This window comes from uncultured Anaerococcus sp., assembly GCF_963510915.1.
In the GTDB taxonomy this organism is placed as follows: Bacteria; Bacillota; Clostridia; order Tissierellales; family Peptoniphilaceae; genus Anaerococcus.
In genome coordinates this window covers 17,022-32,123 of record NZ_CAUPHG010000009.1, presented here as the reverse complement: position 1 = coordinate 32,123, position 15,102 = coordinate 17,022, and the positions used below count along the sequence as shown (strand labels likewise).

Annotated in this window: 23 protein-coding genes, 1 tRNA gene and 1 pseudogene; 1 reads left to right on the top strand and 24 read right to left on the bottom strand. The window is 35.0% G+C overall.

Annotation, left to right across the window (positions count from 1 at the left end; translation table 11 throughout):
• From RQ893_RS01785 to ispE, 4 genes and pseudogenes are all read right to left on the bottom strand, one after another.
• Positions 1-780: pseudogene (locus tag RQ893_RS01785) on the bottom strand (RNA degradosome polyphosphate kinase); the annotation flags it as partial.
• A 2-nt stretch (positions 781-782) separates the two neighbouring features.
• Positions 783-1,688 carry an exopolyphosphatase gene (locus tag RQ893_RS01780; protein ID WP_311481335.1) on the bottom strand — a complete coding sequence of 302 codons (906 nt, stop codon included), beginning with the start codon at positions 1,686-1,688 and terminating at the stop codon, positions 783-785.
• 1 nt (position 1,689) lies between these two features.
• Complete coding sequence (murI, locus tag RQ893_RS01775) at positions 1,690-2,439, bottom strand: glutamate racemase (protein ID WP_311481334.1); 750 nt, start codon at positions 2,437-2,439, stop codon at positions 1,690-1,692.
• The gene (gene ispE / locus RQ893_RS01770) at positions 2,432-3,271 is read right to left on the bottom strand and encodes a 4-(cytidine 5'-diphospho)-2-C-methyl-D-erythritol kinase (protein WP_311481333.1); all 840 of its coding nucleotides are present in this window, start codon (positions 3,269-3,271) and stop codon (positions 2,432-2,434) included. The genes murI and ispE overlap by 8 nt, the downstream gene beginning before the upstream one ends.
• A gap of 137 nt (positions 3,272-3,408) precedes the next feature.
• Here ispE and RQ893_RS01765 point away from each other — a divergent pair.
• Positions 3,409-3,498, top strand: a tRNA-Leu gene (locus RQ893_RS01765).
• Positions 3,499-3,684: 186 nt separating this feature from the next.
• Here RQ893_RS01765 and RQ893_RS01760 read toward each other — a convergent pair.
• From RQ893_RS01760 to RQ893_RS01665, 20 genes are all read right to left on the bottom strand, one after another.
• The gene (locus tag RQ893_RS01760) at positions 3,685-4,365 is read right to left on the bottom strand and encodes an AP2 domain-containing protein (RefSeq protein WP_308653136.1); all 681 of its coding nucleotides are present in this window, start codon (positions 4,363-4,365) and stop codon (positions 3,685-3,687) included.
• Entirely contained in the window at positions 4,362-4,670 is a 309-nt protein-coding gene (locus tag RQ893_RS01755) for a hypothetical protein (protein ID WP_308653135.1), read from the bottom strand. Before RQ893_RS01755 ends, RQ893_RS01760 begins: the two co-directional genes overlap by 4 nt.
• A 49-nt stretch (positions 4,671-4,719) precedes the next feature.
• Entirely contained in the window at positions 4,720-5,316 is a 597-nt protein-coding gene (locus RQ893_RS01750) for a hypothetical protein (protein ID WP_308653134.1), read from the bottom strand.
• On the bottom strand, positions 5,303-5,548 hold the full coding sequence (locus RQ893_RS01745; protein WP_308653133.1) for a hypothetical protein: 246 nt from the start codon (positions 5,546-5,548) through the stop codon (positions 5,303-5,305). The genes RQ893_RS01750 and RQ893_RS01745 overlap by 14 nt, the downstream gene beginning before the upstream one ends.
• Before the next feature lie 9 nt (positions 5,549-5,557).
• Positions 5,558-5,854: a hypothetical protein gene (locus RQ893_RS01740; protein ID WP_308653132.1), complete on the bottom strand. Its 297-nt coding sequence runs from the start codon at positions 5,852-5,854 to the stop codon at positions 5,558-5,560.
• Positions 5,855-5,895: 41 nt separating this feature from the next.
• On the bottom strand, positions 5,896-6,204 hold the full coding sequence (locus RQ893_RS01735) for a hypothetical protein (RefSeq protein ID WP_308653131.1): 309 nt from the start codon (positions 6,202-6,204) through the stop codon (positions 5,896-5,898).
• 60 nt (positions 6,205-6,264) lie between these two features.
• Entirely contained in the window at positions 6,265-6,528 is a 264-nt protein-coding gene (locus RQ893_RS01730; protein ID WP_308653130.1) for a hypothetical protein, read from the bottom strand.
• 73 nt (positions 6,529-6,601) lie between these two features.
• Complete coding sequence (locus tag RQ893_RS01725; RefSeq protein ID WP_308653129.1) at positions 6,602-6,895, bottom strand: hypothetical protein; 294 nt, start codon at positions 6,893-6,895, stop codon at positions 6,602-6,604.
• Between the two features lie 978 nt (positions 6,896-7,873).
• Positions 7,874-8,263 carry a hypothetical protein gene (locus RQ893_RS01720; protein ID WP_308653128.1) on the bottom strand — a complete coding sequence of 130 codons (390 nt, stop codon included), beginning with the start codon at positions 8,261-8,263 and terminating at the stop codon, positions 7,874-7,876.
• 202 nt (positions 8,264-8,465) lie between these two features.
• Positions 8,466-9,230 (bottom strand): peptidoglycan amidohydrolase family protein, encoded by a 765-nt coding sequence (locus RQ893_RS01715; protein WP_308653127.1) that lies wholly within the window; start codon positions 9,228-9,230, stop codon positions 8,466-8,468.
• A 124-nt stretch (positions 9,231-9,354) separates the two neighbouring features.
• On the bottom strand, positions 9,355-9,819 hold the full coding sequence (locus tag RQ893_RS01710) for a hypothetical protein (RefSeq protein WP_311481332.1): 465 nt from the start codon (positions 9,817-9,819) through the stop codon (positions 9,355-9,357).
• Between the two features lie 74 nt (positions 9,820-9,893).
• Entirely contained in the window at positions 9,894-10,343 is a 450-nt protein-coding gene (locus RQ893_RS01705; RefSeq protein ID WP_308653125.1) for a hypothetical protein, read from the bottom strand.
• 13 nt (positions 10,344-10,356) lie between these two features.
• Positions 10,357-10,500 (bottom strand): hypothetical protein, encoded by a 144-nt coding sequence (locus RQ893_RS01700; protein WP_308653124.1) that lies wholly within the window; start codon positions 10,498-10,500, stop codon positions 10,357-10,359.
• Complete coding sequence (locus tag RQ893_RS01695; RefSeq protein WP_308653123.1) at positions 10,500-10,721, bottom strand: hypothetical protein; 222 nt, start codon at positions 10,719-10,721, stop codon at positions 10,500-10,502. Before RQ893_RS01695 ends, RQ893_RS01700 begins: the two co-directional genes overlap by 1 nt.
• A complete protein-coding gene (locus RQ893_RS01690; protein WP_311481331.1) occupies positions 10,721-12,142 on the bottom strand; it encodes a DUF6273 domain-containing protein in 1,422 nt (473 codons plus the stop codon). Before RQ893_RS01690 ends, RQ893_RS01695 begins: the two co-directional genes overlap by 1 nt.
• Entirely contained in the window at positions 12,127-13,239 is a 1,113-nt protein-coding gene (locus RQ893_RS01685) for an RNA-directed DNA polymerase (RefSeq protein ID WP_311481330.1), read from the bottom strand. The genes RQ893_RS01690 and RQ893_RS01685 overlap by 16 nt, the downstream gene beginning before the upstream one ends.
• Before the next feature lie 265 nt (positions 13,240-13,504).
• Entirely contained in the window at positions 13,505-13,900 is a 396-nt protein-coding gene (locus RQ893_RS01680; protein ID WP_311481329.1) for a four helix bundle protein, read from the bottom strand.
• The gene (locus RQ893_RS01675) at positions 13,887-14,135 is read right to left on the bottom strand and encodes a hypothetical protein (protein ID WP_311481328.1); all 249 of its coding nucleotides are present in this window, start codon (positions 14,133-14,135) and stop codon (positions 13,887-13,889) included. Before RQ893_RS01675 ends, RQ893_RS01680 begins: the two co-directional genes overlap by 14 nt.
• A gap of 3 nt (positions 14,136-14,138) precedes the next feature.
• Positions 14,139-14,921: a hypothetical protein gene (locus tag RQ893_RS01670; RefSeq protein WP_311481327.1), complete on the bottom strand. Its 783-nt coding sequence runs from the start codon at positions 14,919-14,921 to the stop codon at positions 14,139-14,141.
• Positions 14,918-15,100 (bottom strand): hypothetical protein, encoded by a 183-nt coding sequence (locus RQ893_RS01665; RefSeq protein ID WP_308748373.1) that lies wholly within the window; start codon positions 15,098-15,100, stop codon positions 14,918-14,920. The genes RQ893_RS01670 and RQ893_RS01665 overlap by 4 nt, the downstream gene beginning before the upstream one ends.
• Between the last annotated feature and the right edge of the window lie 2 nt (positions 15,101-15,102).

The window sequence follows — 15,102 nt, the reverse complement described above, 5'->3', positions numbered from 1 at the left end:
TCTAACTGGATTTAACCTCTTTCTCTTTTTGAGCTTGCCCTTCATATAGGTCCTAAAGTCTTCCTCAACATCGTAATCATCGTCATCATAGGAGATGTCAGCATTTCTAGTAAGACTCATTACAAAAGAATTTCTTACCTTGTAACCTTCAAAAACTCCAGCTCCACACTCTTTGATGATATCTTCAAGAAGAACATAGGTCCTATCGGAAATCATAACATACCTATTAAGTCTTTCTGGTAGGTAGATTATGCCGATAATTTCCTTAGCATTTGACGATTTAGCCTTTTTCTTGACCAAATCAAAGACTACAGATAGGCTCAGATTGGCAAGTCTAGGAAGGGGATGGACCCTATCTATTATTTGAAAAGACAATATCGGTTCGATTTTTGTATCAAAATATACTTGGCAAAAGTCTCTCGCCTTAGTATCAAGGTCTGCTACTTTTTGTATATTTATACCTACATCTGCCAAATCATTGACCAAGTCATTATAAATCTGATCTTTCTTTTCATACATTGGCAAAAGTTTATTAAGGCAAGCATCAATTTGTTCAATAGCTGTCATTCCTGATTTACTATCGATAGGTTGTTTTTTAAGTTTCGATAAGTCAGTTAGCGACCCAATCCTCACCATAAAAAACTCCTCTAGGTTGGTATCATAAATTGATAAAAACTTGAGTCTTTCAAGAACAGGTACCGTCTTATCCATGGCTTCTTCTATAACCCTGTTATTAAAATCCAACCAAGACAATTCCCTATTTTGCGTAAAATTTTTCATGCCTATTTCCTTCCTAAAAGTTTGCTATAGACATATCCTTCCCTAACTCCTGTTTGACTAACTTTGATAGTTTCAACAGAGAAAAATTTGCATATTTTATTCATAATAATCATACCTGGCAGAATTGTGTGAATCCTATCTGGCTTGATATCAAGGATAAGGTGCATTTTTTTCTTATCAGATTTTTTAATAATATCCTTAACCATGGTGTCAAATTCTTTTGCAACCATAGTTCTAACATCATCATCTAGACCATAAAATTCCTTATATATCATAAGGGCTGCCCTGCTAGATCCGCCAACTGCTGATAAAACGTTGAATTCTTCCCTATACATAGAAGCATCATCAAAAAGTTGTTCAAGGCGATTTTCTATTTTTTTCCTACTTGACTTATTGGCAAAAAGTCCGTCAACATAGTCATTAAAGGCGGAAAGCGAGCCGATTGATAGGGAAGAAGATTTGATAACCTTGCCCTGGTCAATCAAAACCACCTCAGTCGAACCACCACCAATATCGCAAAGGACACCTTCCTTGACATCAGTAGAAACAGCTGCACCCACAAAAGCGAGCTGGGCCTCTTCTTCACCGGATAAAATCTCTATCTCAAGACCAAGCTTATCCTTCATAAGGTTTAAAATCTCAGACCTATTTGCAACATCCCTCACAGTTGCAGTAGCAAAAGGATGGACTTCATCAATATCATCAAAGTTATCCACAACAGCTTTAAACTTAGAAAGTGTTGAATACAACCTCTTTATTCCCTTTTCACTAAGCCTGCCGTCTTTGACGTAGGATTTTAGAGAAACCTGGTCTTTTTCAGAAAACAAATTAACAGCTTGTCCATCTTTTTCCTTGTAAACTGAGAGTCTGACGGTATTTGAGCCAATATCCATAATTGCGTAAATCATCTTACAAACCTCCTATAAAGCTAAGTTTATAATCAACTTCCATAATTTTATTAATTAAATCACTAGTTTCTTGACTTTCTTTTGTCATAAAAATATTCACCACATTTTCCATATCATCAGTCCTAATTTTTTCCGCTAGGTAAACAGCAGGATCAATAATATTGGCCTTGTAGCTTAGCCTTTCCCTGATTTTATCCTTTATTATTGGATAATGAGTGCAGGCAAGGATAATATTAGCAATTTGTTTTTCGTTAGCAATGGATAAATATTCATCTATCGAGTCATTAAGTGTCTTCCCATCTAAGACCCCTGCTTCAATTAAATTTACCAGGTCAATGGCCTTTGACTCATAAACATGACAGGATTTTTTGCCTTCAATAGTATTTTTATAAAAGTGGCTATCAATAGTTGCCTTTGTCGCAAGAGCCAAATAATCACCTTCAAAACCAAGTGCTGCCTCTACAGCCATCTCAGCAATAGTAATAAATTTCTTGGCATATTTTTCCCTCAGATAATCCTTACAGGTCACAGAAATTGTATTGCAAGCGATAATGTAATAATCTATGTCATAATTTTCTAGAAAATCAACAATATCTGTCGCAAACTTTGTAATCTCTGCCTTGGACCTATTTCCATAAGGGACCCTAAGATTGTCTCCGAGATAAAAATAATTAGCCTTATTTCTCTTGGCAAGCTCGTTTAAAACTGCAACTCCACCCAGACCTGAATCAAAAATCCCTATATTAGTCATCAATCAGATCCACCTTCCTAACAAAATTATAGGCGTCTTTTAGCTCTTCATAGGTCCTATCAAGACTATTATCATCCCTAAAAATCCCAAAAATAGAAGCACCAGATCCTGAAACAAGCGCCTTTATAGCCCCATGCTTAATAAGATTTTCCTTAACAGATTTTAGGTGAGGAAAGTCCCTCAAAACTACATCTTCCATTACATTTTCAAAATCACCTACAACTGACCAATCTCCTGCTTGTAACCCTTTGACGATTTGCGAATTATCAATATTGCCAAAAAGTTTGGTTTTTTTATAAACATGGGCAGAAGAAATGCTTGTCCCATCATTAACCAGAAGAACCTTGAGAGGAGTCTTGATAGCAAAAGGCTCAAGAATTTCCCCAATACCAGTCGCACGAGCCGCCCCCTTGAGGAAGAAAAATGGAATATCAGCCCCCAATTTCGCCCCAAGATCCATAAGCTTACTTGTAGAAAGGTTTAAATCCCAAAGTTCGTTAAGGGCCTTCATAGTTTCAGCCGCATTGGTAGAGCCGCCTGCTAGACCAGCCGCAACTGGTATATTTTTTGATAGCTTTACCCTAATACCTGTTGCCCTATCCCCAGCTATATTTTTCATAGACTCATAAGCCTTAAAAATCAAGTTGTCTTCAAGTTTTCCCAGGTCAATATTAGACTCATAGGAAAATTTCCCATCGGTAGTTTTTTCTATTTCCAACTTATCAAAAAGATTAATCCTAGCCATCAAAGTGTCGATATTATGGTAACCATCGGCTCTTTTTGAGATAATATCAAGGCTTAGGTTAATCTTTGCAAAACATTTTTTAATCATATATACCTCAAAATTATTATATCATATCCCCAGATAAAACCTAATTTTTTTGAAATTTGTAAGGAAAATTTTACACAAAATTCAAAAATATATTGACAAGTTATAGAAAATATAGTATTATTTATTAGTAATCCTATGCGGGATTGGCGGAATTGGCAGACGCGCAAGACTAAGGATCTTGTGACCGCTTTTAGGTCGTGGAAGTTCAAATCTTCTATCCCGCACCATATAATATTTATACAAAGATAAAAACAGATATAAGAAGATTTCAACGGATATAAAGAATAATTATTCTATCAAAACGGTATAAAGGGACAAAAAAGGATACAAAATGACGTGTATGTAGCATTTTTGTAGCATCAAGCGGAGTATAGTACTAAAGTATAACGCAAAAATAGGAGGCAATTTACCTCCTATTTTTTATTGATTTTATCTCTATACTTTTCTAGTATAGGTTTATAATATTTTTCTTCACCAGCAAGCCTGGCCTTATATGCTTCTTTTGCTGTGTTGTAATTACCTAGTGATATTTGCTTTCTATTTAAGGTAAGATAAGCTCTATACTTCCCGCTTCTTTTGTCATAGCTTACGCCTGTATAACCACTAGTATTGCTTTTCTTGACTTTGGTGTGGAGACTTGATAAGTTTGTGCCATCTACTCTTAGATCCTTTAACCTATTGTGGCCCTCGCTTTTTATTTTCTCCATTAGTTTTTTTGAGTTTTCGCTTTTCAGGCAACCACAAGAATATACACGCCTTCCTAATTTCCTGCCCTCTACAATTATTTCATTTCCGCAATCACACCTGCAAAGATACCTAGATGCACCTGTAGAGTTCACTCTTTTTACTACATATAGCTTGCCAAATTTTTTACCTATGTAAGCCTTTTCTGATTTTTCACGGCTTGTCTTAGCAATCCTATTAGCTTTTATATGCCCACACGACTTAGATTTGCCAAGCCTTAAGGTGGAGTTATTAACTTCTTTTACATTTCCACAAGAGCACCTGCAAAGACTATAATAGGGCTTTTCAGCCCTATCTATTACAATCCATTCACCAAATTTATCACCAATCCTTATAGGATCAGCTTTCATTCTTCTACTTCACCAAATATTGCTATATACTCATCTGCTGTTAGCTTTTCTTCAGCCCACTTTTTAGCTTCATCTAGACTTAACGGAAGGATTTTTTCACCGCCAGTAGCTCCGCTATCTCCTAACACTTCCTTGTATGGTGATAATGGTCCACCTTCGCCGTGCAAGAAAAACTCGCCCGTCTTTTTCTGATAAAGAGTTTCTTCAAAGTATTTAAAATCACTAACTGAATAACTGTTTGAATATTCGCCCTTTACTGTTGCTGTTTCTGTGTTGTACATTTTACCATTAATTATCTTCTTCATATTGCACTCCTTTATTTATTAGTACCCATTTTTAATTTTTATATCATTGTTAGCTATATAAATTGAATATTTTTGTATTGTAGTAATAGCCGTAAATTTCATTTTGTAGTTTAAATTCTAAATTACTACGTAAATTTAATTTTGTATCTTCATAATCGATAATCCATTTAATATCGTTAATTTCAAATTCTATTTCTTCATTCCAGTTTTCCTTTAAAAAGTTTAGAAGGATATTTTTATCTTCCTCTACTTTTTGCACACATTTTAGCAAGTCGTAAAAATCCATATATTTGCTTAATTCTTCCTTGCAGATATTGACATATTCCCAAGCATACTGTTGTTTCCTATCTAGTTTTAAGGTGATTTGTGCTATCCAGTAAGTAAGAAGCATTGTTTTTAAAGTTTTGTAAAGCTCACCGCTTTCGTCTACTTCACGTAATTCCGATCTCCAGTTATCTAATTCATCATTAACATTCCAAAACTTACCGCATATACACTCTTTTTTACATAGGCTTTTAAAGTGGTCATACATATCGTACTTGCTTAATTTAGGTTTTAGAGCATCAAGTGATAACTCAAACATCTTAATCAATTCTTCTTCTTTGAAAATTTCCCAGAATTTGTTTTTTGCATCAAGCTTTGTCATCTTCAATCTCCTTTAATTCCTGGTTTTCATCTTCGCTTGAATTAGGATTTTCATTGCTGAATATCTCGTTTAATTCGTCCATATCGTCCTTGTCTGCATAGGTCCTAACAAACAATCTAGCTGACCTTTGGTAGTTTTTCTTTCTAGCGTGGAGGCGGTTTCTTTCTTCCCACCTCCTAGTCGCTTCAATTTGTGGTCGTGATGTTAAATTTTTTGTTTCCTTTTTCGCCATTGTTTCTCCTTATAAACCTTTTATAAATTCATTTACTTGATTTTTTAATTCTTCTGCAACCTCGACAAAATCTTCATTTTCCATACTTTCCCAGCTGTATAAGTCGTCTTCCTCGTCAATCAAACCATGATATTCTGTGTTAAAGCTTTCTACGTTCCAACCTTGGCTTGATACAAGTTCTAGGCTATCAAGGTTTAAGTGAATATAATAATAAATTCCTTCGCCGTATCTACCGTTCATAAATTCCATGCTTGAATAATCCTGTAGTGCCTTTATAATTTCTTCTGTGGTGAATTGCTTTGCCATTTTTATCCTCCTTTATTGTTTGCTTATTGAGCTAGGGTAACTTACATTACCCTAGCTATTTTTCTTATGTTTTTCACTACTTCTTCAGCCATTTTTTTATCGTCTTTGCCGTTTAGCTCCCAGTCAAATCTTTCATACCACCATAGCAACTCTTCGTCTTGACACCTGCTGAACCTCACACCATTATCTTCAAAGTATATAACTTGATTTTCGATTGTGATTTCACCTGTGTAGATATTTCTGAAAATTACAATTCCTTTTCTTATAAAGTGGTATTTGTGATTTTCAATAAGCTTTCTAATGATTTCTAGTTCTTTTTCTGTTACCTTAACATCGTCTAATACTACCATTCTATATCTCCTTTATCCTCTTTCATTATATCGTATACGTTATATATTGTCAAGCTTTTTTTACATTTCATAAACTAGTTCGTAACCTTCATACTTAAAGGTCTTTACAATTTCTGTTATTTTCTTTAGATCCTCGGCGAATTTATCTACCTTTTCTAAGTCCATAGATCCTGTGCCAGCTATGTTTAGCTCCATCTTTATAAGTGGTCTAATATCATAAGTAAGGCTTATATATTTGCTTATGCCGTCAACCTCTTTTCTAATCCTTCTAACTTCCATCAAAAAATCTTTTTCCATTACCTTTGGTGCATTTTCCATTGTCATTTTATACCTCCTATGTTATGTCCCTTCTTACATTATCATTATACCGTATACGTTATATACGTCAAGTAATTTTTTAAATATTTAATAAATAATTTTGATGTTTGAGGTCATCAGTTAATATATCGTATCTGCTTTGATTTCTCTTTACACCACTTCCTATATCTATTCTAATGTGTGACTCCCTCACTCCATCTACATATTTGTCAAAATAAAACTTGTAGTAACCATCATCTTTTAATCGTAACTCTTCATCTAATATTTTAAATTCATCTAATAATTCTTCTGTAACTTCTAATCCTTGATAGTCTTTTACGTCGCCGCCGCATTCATTAAATTCCACTATCCAATAATTTTGTTTATTTAGCATTTAAAATCTCCTTTGTTGTTAGTATCTTCTTACATTATTAATATACCGTATACGTTATATATTGCAAGTAAAATCAAAAAAATAATTCAATTAGCCAACTTTTCTAAAAAAATAAATAAATATAAAATTACAAACGTTGAATTTTAAACAAATGTTCGTATTTTGAGTTCTAAGGCTCTTAAATTATCTGTCCATACAATTACACTCTTAAGATTTTATCTAAAGTTCTATATATGAAGATTTTAAAAATAAGCACAGAAAAAGGCCCCCAGGAGGGAGCCTCTTCCTATAAAGATTGTGTTCTTTAAATAAAACAATATTTCAATCCACGCCTTTTTTATACAAGTAGGCGACTTGTGTTGTTAAAATCATTAACTACCTATAGTATAGCATGGTATTTAAAAAACGTCAAATAAAAAAGCGCCCCAGGTACATAGCGTCATCTGCCAGCATTAATCCTTCACAAGTGCTTTTTCCTCACCACTCAAACTCACACCCAAATCAACAAAGATTGGATAGAATATGGTTGCCCTTGATAGACACATCTATCTTTCCACTACTCACAGGGGGACTTTCCTGCTTTCCGACTAGTCACTTATACTATACTCAATATAAAAAATCCTACAATGTAGGACCCTTTATACGTTATTATTTACAGTCACTTAAAGTAAAGTACCTTATGACTATCTACTTAATATTATTATACCCAAAAAATTATAGTTTAAAACTTCGTCTTAAATTGCACTTAAGGATTTCTTATTTCAAAATATCCATAAATATTGTGCATAAAAAAGAGCCACCACTATCAGTGACTCCGAGATATTGCCTTTAAATTATTATACTTCAAAGTTGGCATAAAAAAAGACCTACCCCAGTACAAGGTAGGTTTTGGTGTTGTAAAATTTCGGAGTTCCTCTTTTCTGTGTTATATTTGTACCGTCTTTAGGTTGCCCTAAAATCAAACTTTTTATGCTTTTATTATTTCTTAGATTCGTAAACTTTAGACTCTACAGCATCTTTTATAAAATCATCTACTTTTTCTGTTGATCCTAGATAGGCTCTTAGTAAGTCTTTTGATTTTGCATCTAAATTGTCCTTAATTCTGCCCTTTGCCCTTTCTAAAACTTCTTTTTGTGCCTTTTTATCAAATTCTAGTTTTTCACTATTTTTTAGTGGTTCTACTACTGTTTGATTCAAGCTATTTACTATAGTTTCTGCCAGGTCTAAAACTTGGCCAAAAACAAATTTAAGTTTTTCATCTTTTACGGTTTCGTTTGCGATTTTTCCTTGCCTGATTAACTCTTTTATTAAAAAAAGTATAGCTACAAAACAAGCAATTAGTGCTAATATTTCAAAACTTTCTTTCATTTTATTTTCCTTTCGCCAAACGTAAAAATTTTTACGTTTGTTTTTTCGTTTGTTTTTAACTGTTATAAGCGGACTAATATTTCCCACTTATTACTGTCTTTTTCCGTTACTTAGTCCCTAAAAATAAACGTTGGGACTAAAAAAACGGCTTTAAAGCCGTTATTATTTTCAAACGCAAAATATTTTACGTTTGCTTTTCGTTTTATTTAATTCTGATTTTCTGCCCTATATTGATTACATTAGGATTCTTGATTTGTGGATTTCTTCCTATCAAGTCTTTTAGGTCGACTTTATAATTTTTTGCTATTGCTGATAAGGTATCTCCAGCTTTTACGGTGTAGTAAACAGGTTTTTCTCTTAGCTGCCTATTTACTTCATCTTGTACGTCTTTATAAGAATATCCTGCCCTTTGGAGTCTAGCCTGCCTATCAGCACCAACACCCCACTTACCAGCAATCACTTCCTTGGCAATGTCGGATATAGATTTCTTTGTCTTTGGTTTATCCTCGACTGCTCCGACCCATCTAAAAAACCTTACAGGTACTTTTTTACTATCTAAATAGTACCAATATCCTTCGTTCTCATTATTAGTGGTAACCGTGCCATTGCCATAATTACAATGGATTATCTCCCCTTTACGGGTAAAGAGTCCAGTATGGCCATAAGCGCCACCAGACCCACCTTCACGACCCTTAACAAAAATATCTCCACGTCTTACCTCGCTATAAGGTATCTCTTTTAGATATTTTCCTTGACGGGCTAGCTTAAAAAGGTCTTCAGTGCTGCCATTATACATAGACTCAGGAATAAATCCTCCGACCTTGCCACACTTAAAGGTAAAGCTAGAGCAATCCTCGGTATCAGAATCGTAGGATGCCTCTTTTCCAATCCTACCACCACCCATAACATACCTTGGCTTATGCCAGCGACTCTCCGCATACTTCATCATCTTTTCAATATTTCCCATATATACCTCCTTGTGCATATGCTTGTGCATATCAAATACTTGTAATTTCAACACTTATATAAGGTCTTGTGCATATACTTGTGCATATAATACAAAACCTTATGCATATAAAGAGGGGCTAAACCTAGCCCCTCTTAATCTTTAAAATCTCCTGTTTTACCTCCTCCAGCATAGCCTTAGTCGCAAGCTCCTTAGTCGTATCTTGCACTATGTCAAGCCTACCGATAATATCTTGCACTCCATCTTTAAGCTCTCCAAAATTCTTGTCAGCACATGAGTTATGCTTATCCAGCAAAGAATCGCTATACTTCAAAGCTTCCGTAAACTTGGTTATCGCTTCATTGGTCTGACTATGGAGGTCTATAAGGCTCTTGGTTTGCTCTCTTTGAGCCTCCCTGTCCTCTTTCCTTTCTTGTCTCTCGACTTCTTTTTCGGCTTTCAAGTTCTCTCTATCAAGCTTTTTTTGCTCCTCGTACTGTTTCAAAGCTGACTTACCAAAAGTAAAAATCAAGACTATAAGCAGAACCGATACAGCAATGGCCACCCCTTGGTCAGCAACAATCCCTATAATTTTTTCATCAAAACTCACAATTTATTTACTCCTTTCTTACTGCTACTTCCTGCAAATTTTAAGATTAATTGCAATCACCCCCTTTGTATATCCTATTGATTAATAGAATTTTCTTTGTTGACTGCATCTGCAAGTCGCCTAAAGCAATCAACCATATTCTCTTTTAGTCTTATGTTGATTTTGTTTTCAAGCTCCATTCCTTCAACTAAAAAGAATAGCCTATCTCCGTTACAGAGGGCTATTTCCTGACTTTTATGTTCTTTATTTAGTTGGTATCTTAACTTTCTGTCTCCATCTAGATAAGAGGTATAGACTTGCAAAAATCCCCTTTCTATGGATATTTCGTATAGGCCGCTTGTCTTAATTTCTATTGTTTTTTGATGGACCTTATCGGGACTTAGCGACTCATTAAGTGGGTCTTCTAAAGCTCTTAAGCTATCAATTACAGGTTCTAGATCATTTACCCTATCTACAAGGGTGTTGATCGTATCTATTATGCTTAATAAGGGGCTTTGTTTTTCAAGCTTTTTAATCTTTGCCATGGGCTAGTCTCCCTTATTCGGTATATTCTTGACCAGTAATTATCTTAAATTCTTCAGGTGTGATTTGTCCCCATGGTTGCTTTTTAGTAATTACTAAAAATTTAAGTTCATCTAGTGTGATCCATTCATATTCCCATGCCATTTGTAAAAAATCCATTATTTACCTCCTTTAAGTTCGGCTATTTCTTTTTCCATTTTTGCTGTTCTAATCATGTTCATTGTAAACTGCTTACCTAGTGTTTCTATGACCTTATCTTTTTCGGCTACTTCTACTGTTAGTTTTGAGATTTGCTTTCCCATAGCCATAAAACGCATTTTTTCAGCTTCTTTTTTCTTGTTGATCCCTAATATAGAATCTACCTTGTGAAATATAGCCATTATTCGAAGTTTCCCCCTATTGATAAAATTTGACATTGTCCTTTCTCTCCGTTTCTGTCTACACTTACTCTTACGTTGACTCCCCACTTAGCAGCTGTTTTTTTCTTGTTGGCAAAGAATATTTTTCTTTCTTTAATAACTTTTGTGGTGACATCTTCCCAGGTTGGGTTTTTATCATGACCATTGTTGCAGGCCTCTACCTTAAGGATTGCCTTTTCAGGTATAGATCCCACCATGGTTATTAGTGCTTTTGTCACCATGCCATCAGCTTCTAGTGGTTTTTCAAGTTCAAAGAGTATCTTTGTTTCGTTCTTGCTAAAATTAAATACTTTTTCTGTAACACCCCCTTCACTATCTATTGCAACAATTTTTACTTTGTGGTTGCCGTTTGGTAATTTTTGATAGGCTGGTCTTTCTAGCTTATAAGTATAAGTAGAACCTGATGTAGCACTAAAGTCTTTTGATTTTATATCATTGATATATTCTTCAACTCTTAGTGTTTGTCCTTCGTCTTCCTCGATCACTTTATAATCAAAGCTAAATTCCTTGTCTTGTTGCCCCATATTATCTTTGTTTGTAGATTCTATGATTGGCACTCTGTTCCAAGTTATGACGTATGCGCCGTCAGAGTCTTTGTTTTCGGATACCAAGATTCCAGATTTCAGATTACAAAGCGGACGGAGGCCGACGCCATAGCAAGCGCCGCCCCAGTCCAGAGCACCGCCCGAGCTGACGCAACGGACCCCGCCCGAGTAGGAGGCATAAGGGGTTCTAAGCCACCAACGCCAGTAATTACCACCCTTGAATCCAGAATCAGGATAGCTAGAGTTTTTAACAGCTTCATCTGTTAGTATAGCTTTTCTACTACTATCATCTGTAAAAACTGCTAGTTTGCTTCCTTCGGCTATGCCATTTTCGTTAGCTAGGCCTACTTCGGTTGTAGAAGCTAAGAAAAATTTACTTTCTACACTTTCACTTCCGCCCCCATCTAGGCTGTGCCTTACTGTTTTAAGGCTTGTTGGCATTGCCTCTCTTTTGAATCCAGCTGAAAAGTTTGTTAAAAATCCAGCTTCTTTATCATAAGGTGATCCACTACCAATATTTCCACTAGAAGGTGGTGCATCAGCATTGTGCATAGGCTTATACCAGTCTTTAGCATCACTATTAAGCCATTGTAAAATATTAGAATATTTATAATAGTTATTGCCGTAATCTCGGCGACTGCTATCGCTGTTTTTCAGTTCTTTTCCGTCGAATGTTTTTGCGCCTATAAGTTTGTCAGTTATTAGGGTGACTGAATTTGCAGGATAACCACTATGGTTTTTGTCAGCAATTTTCCACACTATGGGTTTGCCATAATAGGTTGTTTCTGGGTCTTTTACTAGAGCACCAACAGGTAATTCTCCTAGTCTTTTAAACATTTATTTTCTCCTTTCTTAAAAACTTCCTTGTAATACTCTTCCATATTTTTTATTAAGTTGTAGCAATTGCCGTGGGAGGCGTGAGCCTTCCAGGCCTTTAAAGATAATTTGATTTCTTTTTCCGTAATAAGTCCCTTGTCTAGCATTTTCTTATATTTTCTAATTTTCTTTTTCATCTTGTTTTTGCTATTTCTTCTAAGCTTTCTGATAACTTTTCCGCTATCAGTCAAATAGGTATGAAAGCCTAGAAAATCTATCCCATGCCTCAAGGGAAATATTTGCGTTTTCTGATTAAGTTCCAGTCCAACTCCTTTTAGATAATTTTTAATAACTTTAAGACAGTATTTTAGATAAGACTTGTCTTGGTGAATTAAATAAAAATCGTCCATATATCGGCCATAATATTTAATTCCTAATTTACTTTTTATCATATGATCCATATCATTTAGATATAAAACAGCTAGCCATTGTGATAGCTGATTGCCTATGGGTATTCCAGGGTCAGGGCACGAATCTATTATGTGGTAGATTAATTTCCTTACCCTCTCATCTTCAAAGTTTCTAGCAATCATACTTTTAATAACATCATGCCTTATATTGTAGAAAAACTTTCTTATATCACACTTAAGCACATATCCTTCAGTACACCACTTAAGGGCTTCCTTGCTAGGGTATTTGCCGCCTTCTTTAAATTTAAGAATCAGCTTGTTTTTCCTAGAAAAGTAATAAGACCTCATAAAGCCTGATAACCTATCAAGACCAAAATGAGTCCCTTTGCCTGGTTGTGATGCGTAGTTATCTTTTATAAGGATTTTGCTTATTTTAGGTTTTACTATTTCTTCACATAAGGCTTGCTGCACTACCTTGTCTTTAAAGTGACATGATTTTACCAGCCTTTGTTTAGGTTCATATACATAAAATTCATAATATCCTGACATTTTGTATTTACCAGTCTTTAATAAATGTTGTAAATATAGGATTGATTCCATTAAATTATTTTCAAATTTTGCTACACTTTCTTTATTTCTGTTCCCTAATTTTGCCTTGTTAAAGGCTTTCAATAGGTTTTCAAATTCTGTGATTTTTTCATATTCCATATTAATCATATTGTGTCTAACCCTTATCTTTGCTATAGATAAGGGTATCAATATTCCTGTATTTTTCTTTAAAAAGAAGGGAAATAACTTCCTTTGATTGTGATAGGGCATTGTTTTCGATAAATATCTACTAAGTCTAGCTGTTCTATCAAAGCGGACGGAGGCCGTTGTTGCCATTGTAAGCGTTGTTCCAGTCCAGAGTACCGTCCGAGTTGACGTAACGGACCCTGTTCGAGTTGGAGGTTACAAGTTATTCCCAATGATTTTATTTCATTTTCTTTCTGTCTCTTGTGTGCCAATTTATGGCCATATTCTTGACATTTGCCACGTGCCTAGACCACACTTCTGCCTGCCTACAATCAATCCCTATAGATTCATTTTCTAGGCATAGGTCGATTAAAAACAGCATAGTTTTGCACTTTGTTATAGCTTGATTTTGCAACCTTAACCTCTCTGTTAGGGTTTGCTTGTCATTGGTGTTTAATTCATTTGCCGTATTGATTAACTCGTAAATATCTAGAACCATATCTTGCATGCGATTAACGAAAGTAAACCTATACTTTTTCGGAAATTTTTTAGGGTTGTCTGTAATATTGATTGTGTACTTGGCAAGGTTTTTAGCCTTTACCAAGAGCAAAAACTCATTGTTATTTCCTGCCATTAAAGCACCTACAAGTCCTTATCTTATCTACCTCTTCTAAAGTCTTTTCTGATCCGTAGACTTCAAAAATTCCCTCGTCTTTTATAACAAGTCTTATATCTTTTCCGTCATGGCCTAGACCTGTTAAAACTAGGCAATCTCTTTCGTCGCTGCAATCCTCGCAAGGTGGGTAAAGTTCTTTAAAAAGGTGACCTACTAGGCAAGAAATATTTTTAAAGTTGTCAGCATATGTCATAGCCTAGCACTCCAGCATAGCTTTATTTTCATTGAAAATACCGTTAGTTAAAACTATTCCTTCAACGTCTTTAAAGCTAATCAAGAATGGGTTGCCTGTAATATCGTTGTAAACCGCTTCTTCTAAGACTTTGAGTCTACCACCTACATTAGATAGGTTTTTATTTATATTTGTAAATTCTGTTTTAATGTTTCTGTTTTGTTCATCAAATTGATTGCTTATATTCTGATTTTGTCTAGAAAATTCTTGACTTACATCATTTTCTAAATTGGTGATTTTTTCGTTGGTAAGCTTGTTTTGAGATTCTAGGCTTGCCTTGGTCTCTTCTATAAATTTATTTATCTTTTCTAAAAGCACCTTGCCTTGTTCGGCCGACAAAGCCTTAAAAGTGCCGCCGCTTACTAGGTCGTCTACAACCTCAATATCTGATTCACTTTGCTTGACCTCGAAGGCTGCAAGGTTTTTATCAAATAAAGCAATCTTCCTGTCTTCCCTAAAGTTTATATCCTTTACCTGATAGACTTTTATAAATATATTAGGGCTATCTTCAGGTCTTGTAAAAAGCATACAATAATCGCCCTCATTGAGGGCGGTACATTCTTGCATGGATTTTACATCAGAAAAAACTGCTGGCCTTTGAGATAACCTTGGTACTATAACCTGGCTTATATATTCTAGACTTTGCTTGTTTTCGTTGTTGGCGTTTATAAGCTTTTCAACTTCTACAAGCCCCTGTTCTACAGTTTCTACAAAGTCATTAAAGCTTTTTTGTCTATCTATCTTCATTTCTGGCCTGCCTTTTCAAGTTTTTCAACCCTTTCAAGCAAGTCAGCATTGATTTTTTCCTGTTGTTTCCTTAGATTCTTCTCTTTCTTCAAGTCACTTTCTAGTCGATCAATTTTTGTGTTTTCACTTTCTGCAAAGATTAAGGCTCCTGTTTCCCTGTCTACTCTGTATTTTGCCATGT

What these genes read in the sequence shown, in the direction of transcription:
- RQ893_RS01715 (WP_308653127.1), bottom strand. Translation starts at nt 9,230, where the DNA reads ATGGGAAATATTGAAAAGATGATGAAGTATGCGGAGAGTCGCTGGCAT.
- RQ893_RS01760 (WP_308653136.1), bottom strand. Translation starts at nt 4,365, where the DNA reads ATGAAAGCTGATCCTATAAGGATTGGTGATAAATTTGGTGAATGGATT.
- RQ893_RS01755 (WP_308653135.1), bottom strand. Translation starts at nt 4,670, where the DNA reads ATGAAGAAGATAATTAATGGTAAAATGTACAACACAGAAACAGCAACA.
- RQ893_RS01740 (WP_308653132.1), bottom strand. Translation starts at nt 5,854, where the DNA reads ATGGCAAAGCAATTCACCACAGAAGAAATTATAAAGGCACTACAGGAT.
- RQ893_RS01685 (WP_311481330.1), bottom strand. Translation starts at nt 13,239, where the DNA reads ATGGAATATGAAAAAATCACAGAATTTGAAAACCTATTGAAAGCCTTT.
- RQ893_RS01695 (WP_308653123.1), bottom strand. Translation starts at nt 10,721, where the DNA reads ATGGCTATATTTCACAAGGTAGATTCTATATTAGGGATCAACAAGAAA.
- RQ893_RS01675 (WP_311481328.1), bottom strand. Translation starts at nt 14,135, where the DNA reads ATGACATATGCTGACAACTTTAAAAATATTTCTTGCCTAGTAGGTCAC.
- RQ893_RS01750 (WP_308653134.1), bottom strand. Translation starts at nt 5,316, where the DNA reads ATGACAAAGCTTGATGCAAAAAACAAATTCTGGGAAATTTTCAAAGAA.
- RQ893_RS01680 (WP_311481329.1), bottom strand. Translation starts at nt 13,900, where the DNA reads ATGGCAGGAAATAACAATGAGTTTTTGCTCTTGGTAAAGGCTAAAAAC.
- RQ893_RS01670 (WP_311481327.1), bottom strand. Translation starts at nt 14,921, where the DNA reads ATGAAGATAGATAGACAAAAAAGCTTTAATGACTTTGTAGAAACTGTA.
- murI (WP_311481334.1), bottom strand. Translation starts at nt 2,439, where the DNA reads ATGACTAATATAGGGATTTTTGATTCAGGTCTGGGTGGAGTTGCAGTT.
- RQ893_RS01720 (WP_308653128.1), bottom strand. Translation starts at nt 8,263, where the DNA reads ATGAAAGAAAGTTTTGAAATATTAGCACTAATTGCTTGTTTTGTAGCT.
- RQ893_RS01745 (WP_308653133.1), bottom strand. Translation starts at nt 5,548, where the DNA reads ATGGCGAAAAAGGAAACAAAAAATTTAACATCACGACCACAAATTGAA.
- ispE (WP_311481333.1), bottom strand. Translation starts at nt 3,271, where the DNA reads ATGATTAAAAAATGTTTTGCAAAGATTAACCTAAGCCTTGATATTATC.
- RQ893_RS01735 (WP_308653131.1), bottom strand. Translation starts at nt 6,204, where the DNA reads ATGGTAGTATTAGACGATGTTAAGGTAACAGAAAAAGAACTAGAAATC.
- RQ893_RS01700 (WP_308653124.1), bottom strand. Translation starts at nt 10,500, where the DNA reads ATGGATTTTTTACAAATGGCATGGGAATATGAATGGATCACACTAGAT.
- RQ893_RS01780 (WP_311481335.1), bottom strand. Translation starts at nt 1,688, where the DNA reads ATGATTTACGCAATTATGGATATTGGCTCAAATACCGTCAGACTCTCA.
- RQ893_RS01730 (WP_308653130.1), bottom strand. Translation starts at nt 6,528, where the DNA reads ATGACAATGGAAAATGCACCAAAGGTAATGGAAAAAGATTTTTTGATG.
- RQ893_RS01665 (WP_308748373.1), bottom strand. Translation starts at nt 15,100, where the DNA reads ATGGCAAAATACAGAGTAGACAGGGAAACAGGAGCCTTAATCTTTGCA.
- RQ893_RS01705 (WP_308653125.1), bottom strand. Translation starts at nt 10,343, where the DNA reads ATGGCAAAGATTAAAAAGCTTGAAAAACAAAGCCCCTTATTAAGCATA.
- RQ893_RS01690 (WP_311481331.1), bottom strand. Translation starts at nt 12,142, where the DNA reads ATGTTTAAAAGACTAGGAGAATTACCTGTTGGTGCTCTAGTAAAAGAC.
- RQ893_RS01725 (WP_308653129.1), bottom strand. Translation starts at nt 6,895, where the DNA reads ATGCTAAATAAACAAAATTATTGGATAGTGGAATTTAATGAATGCGGC.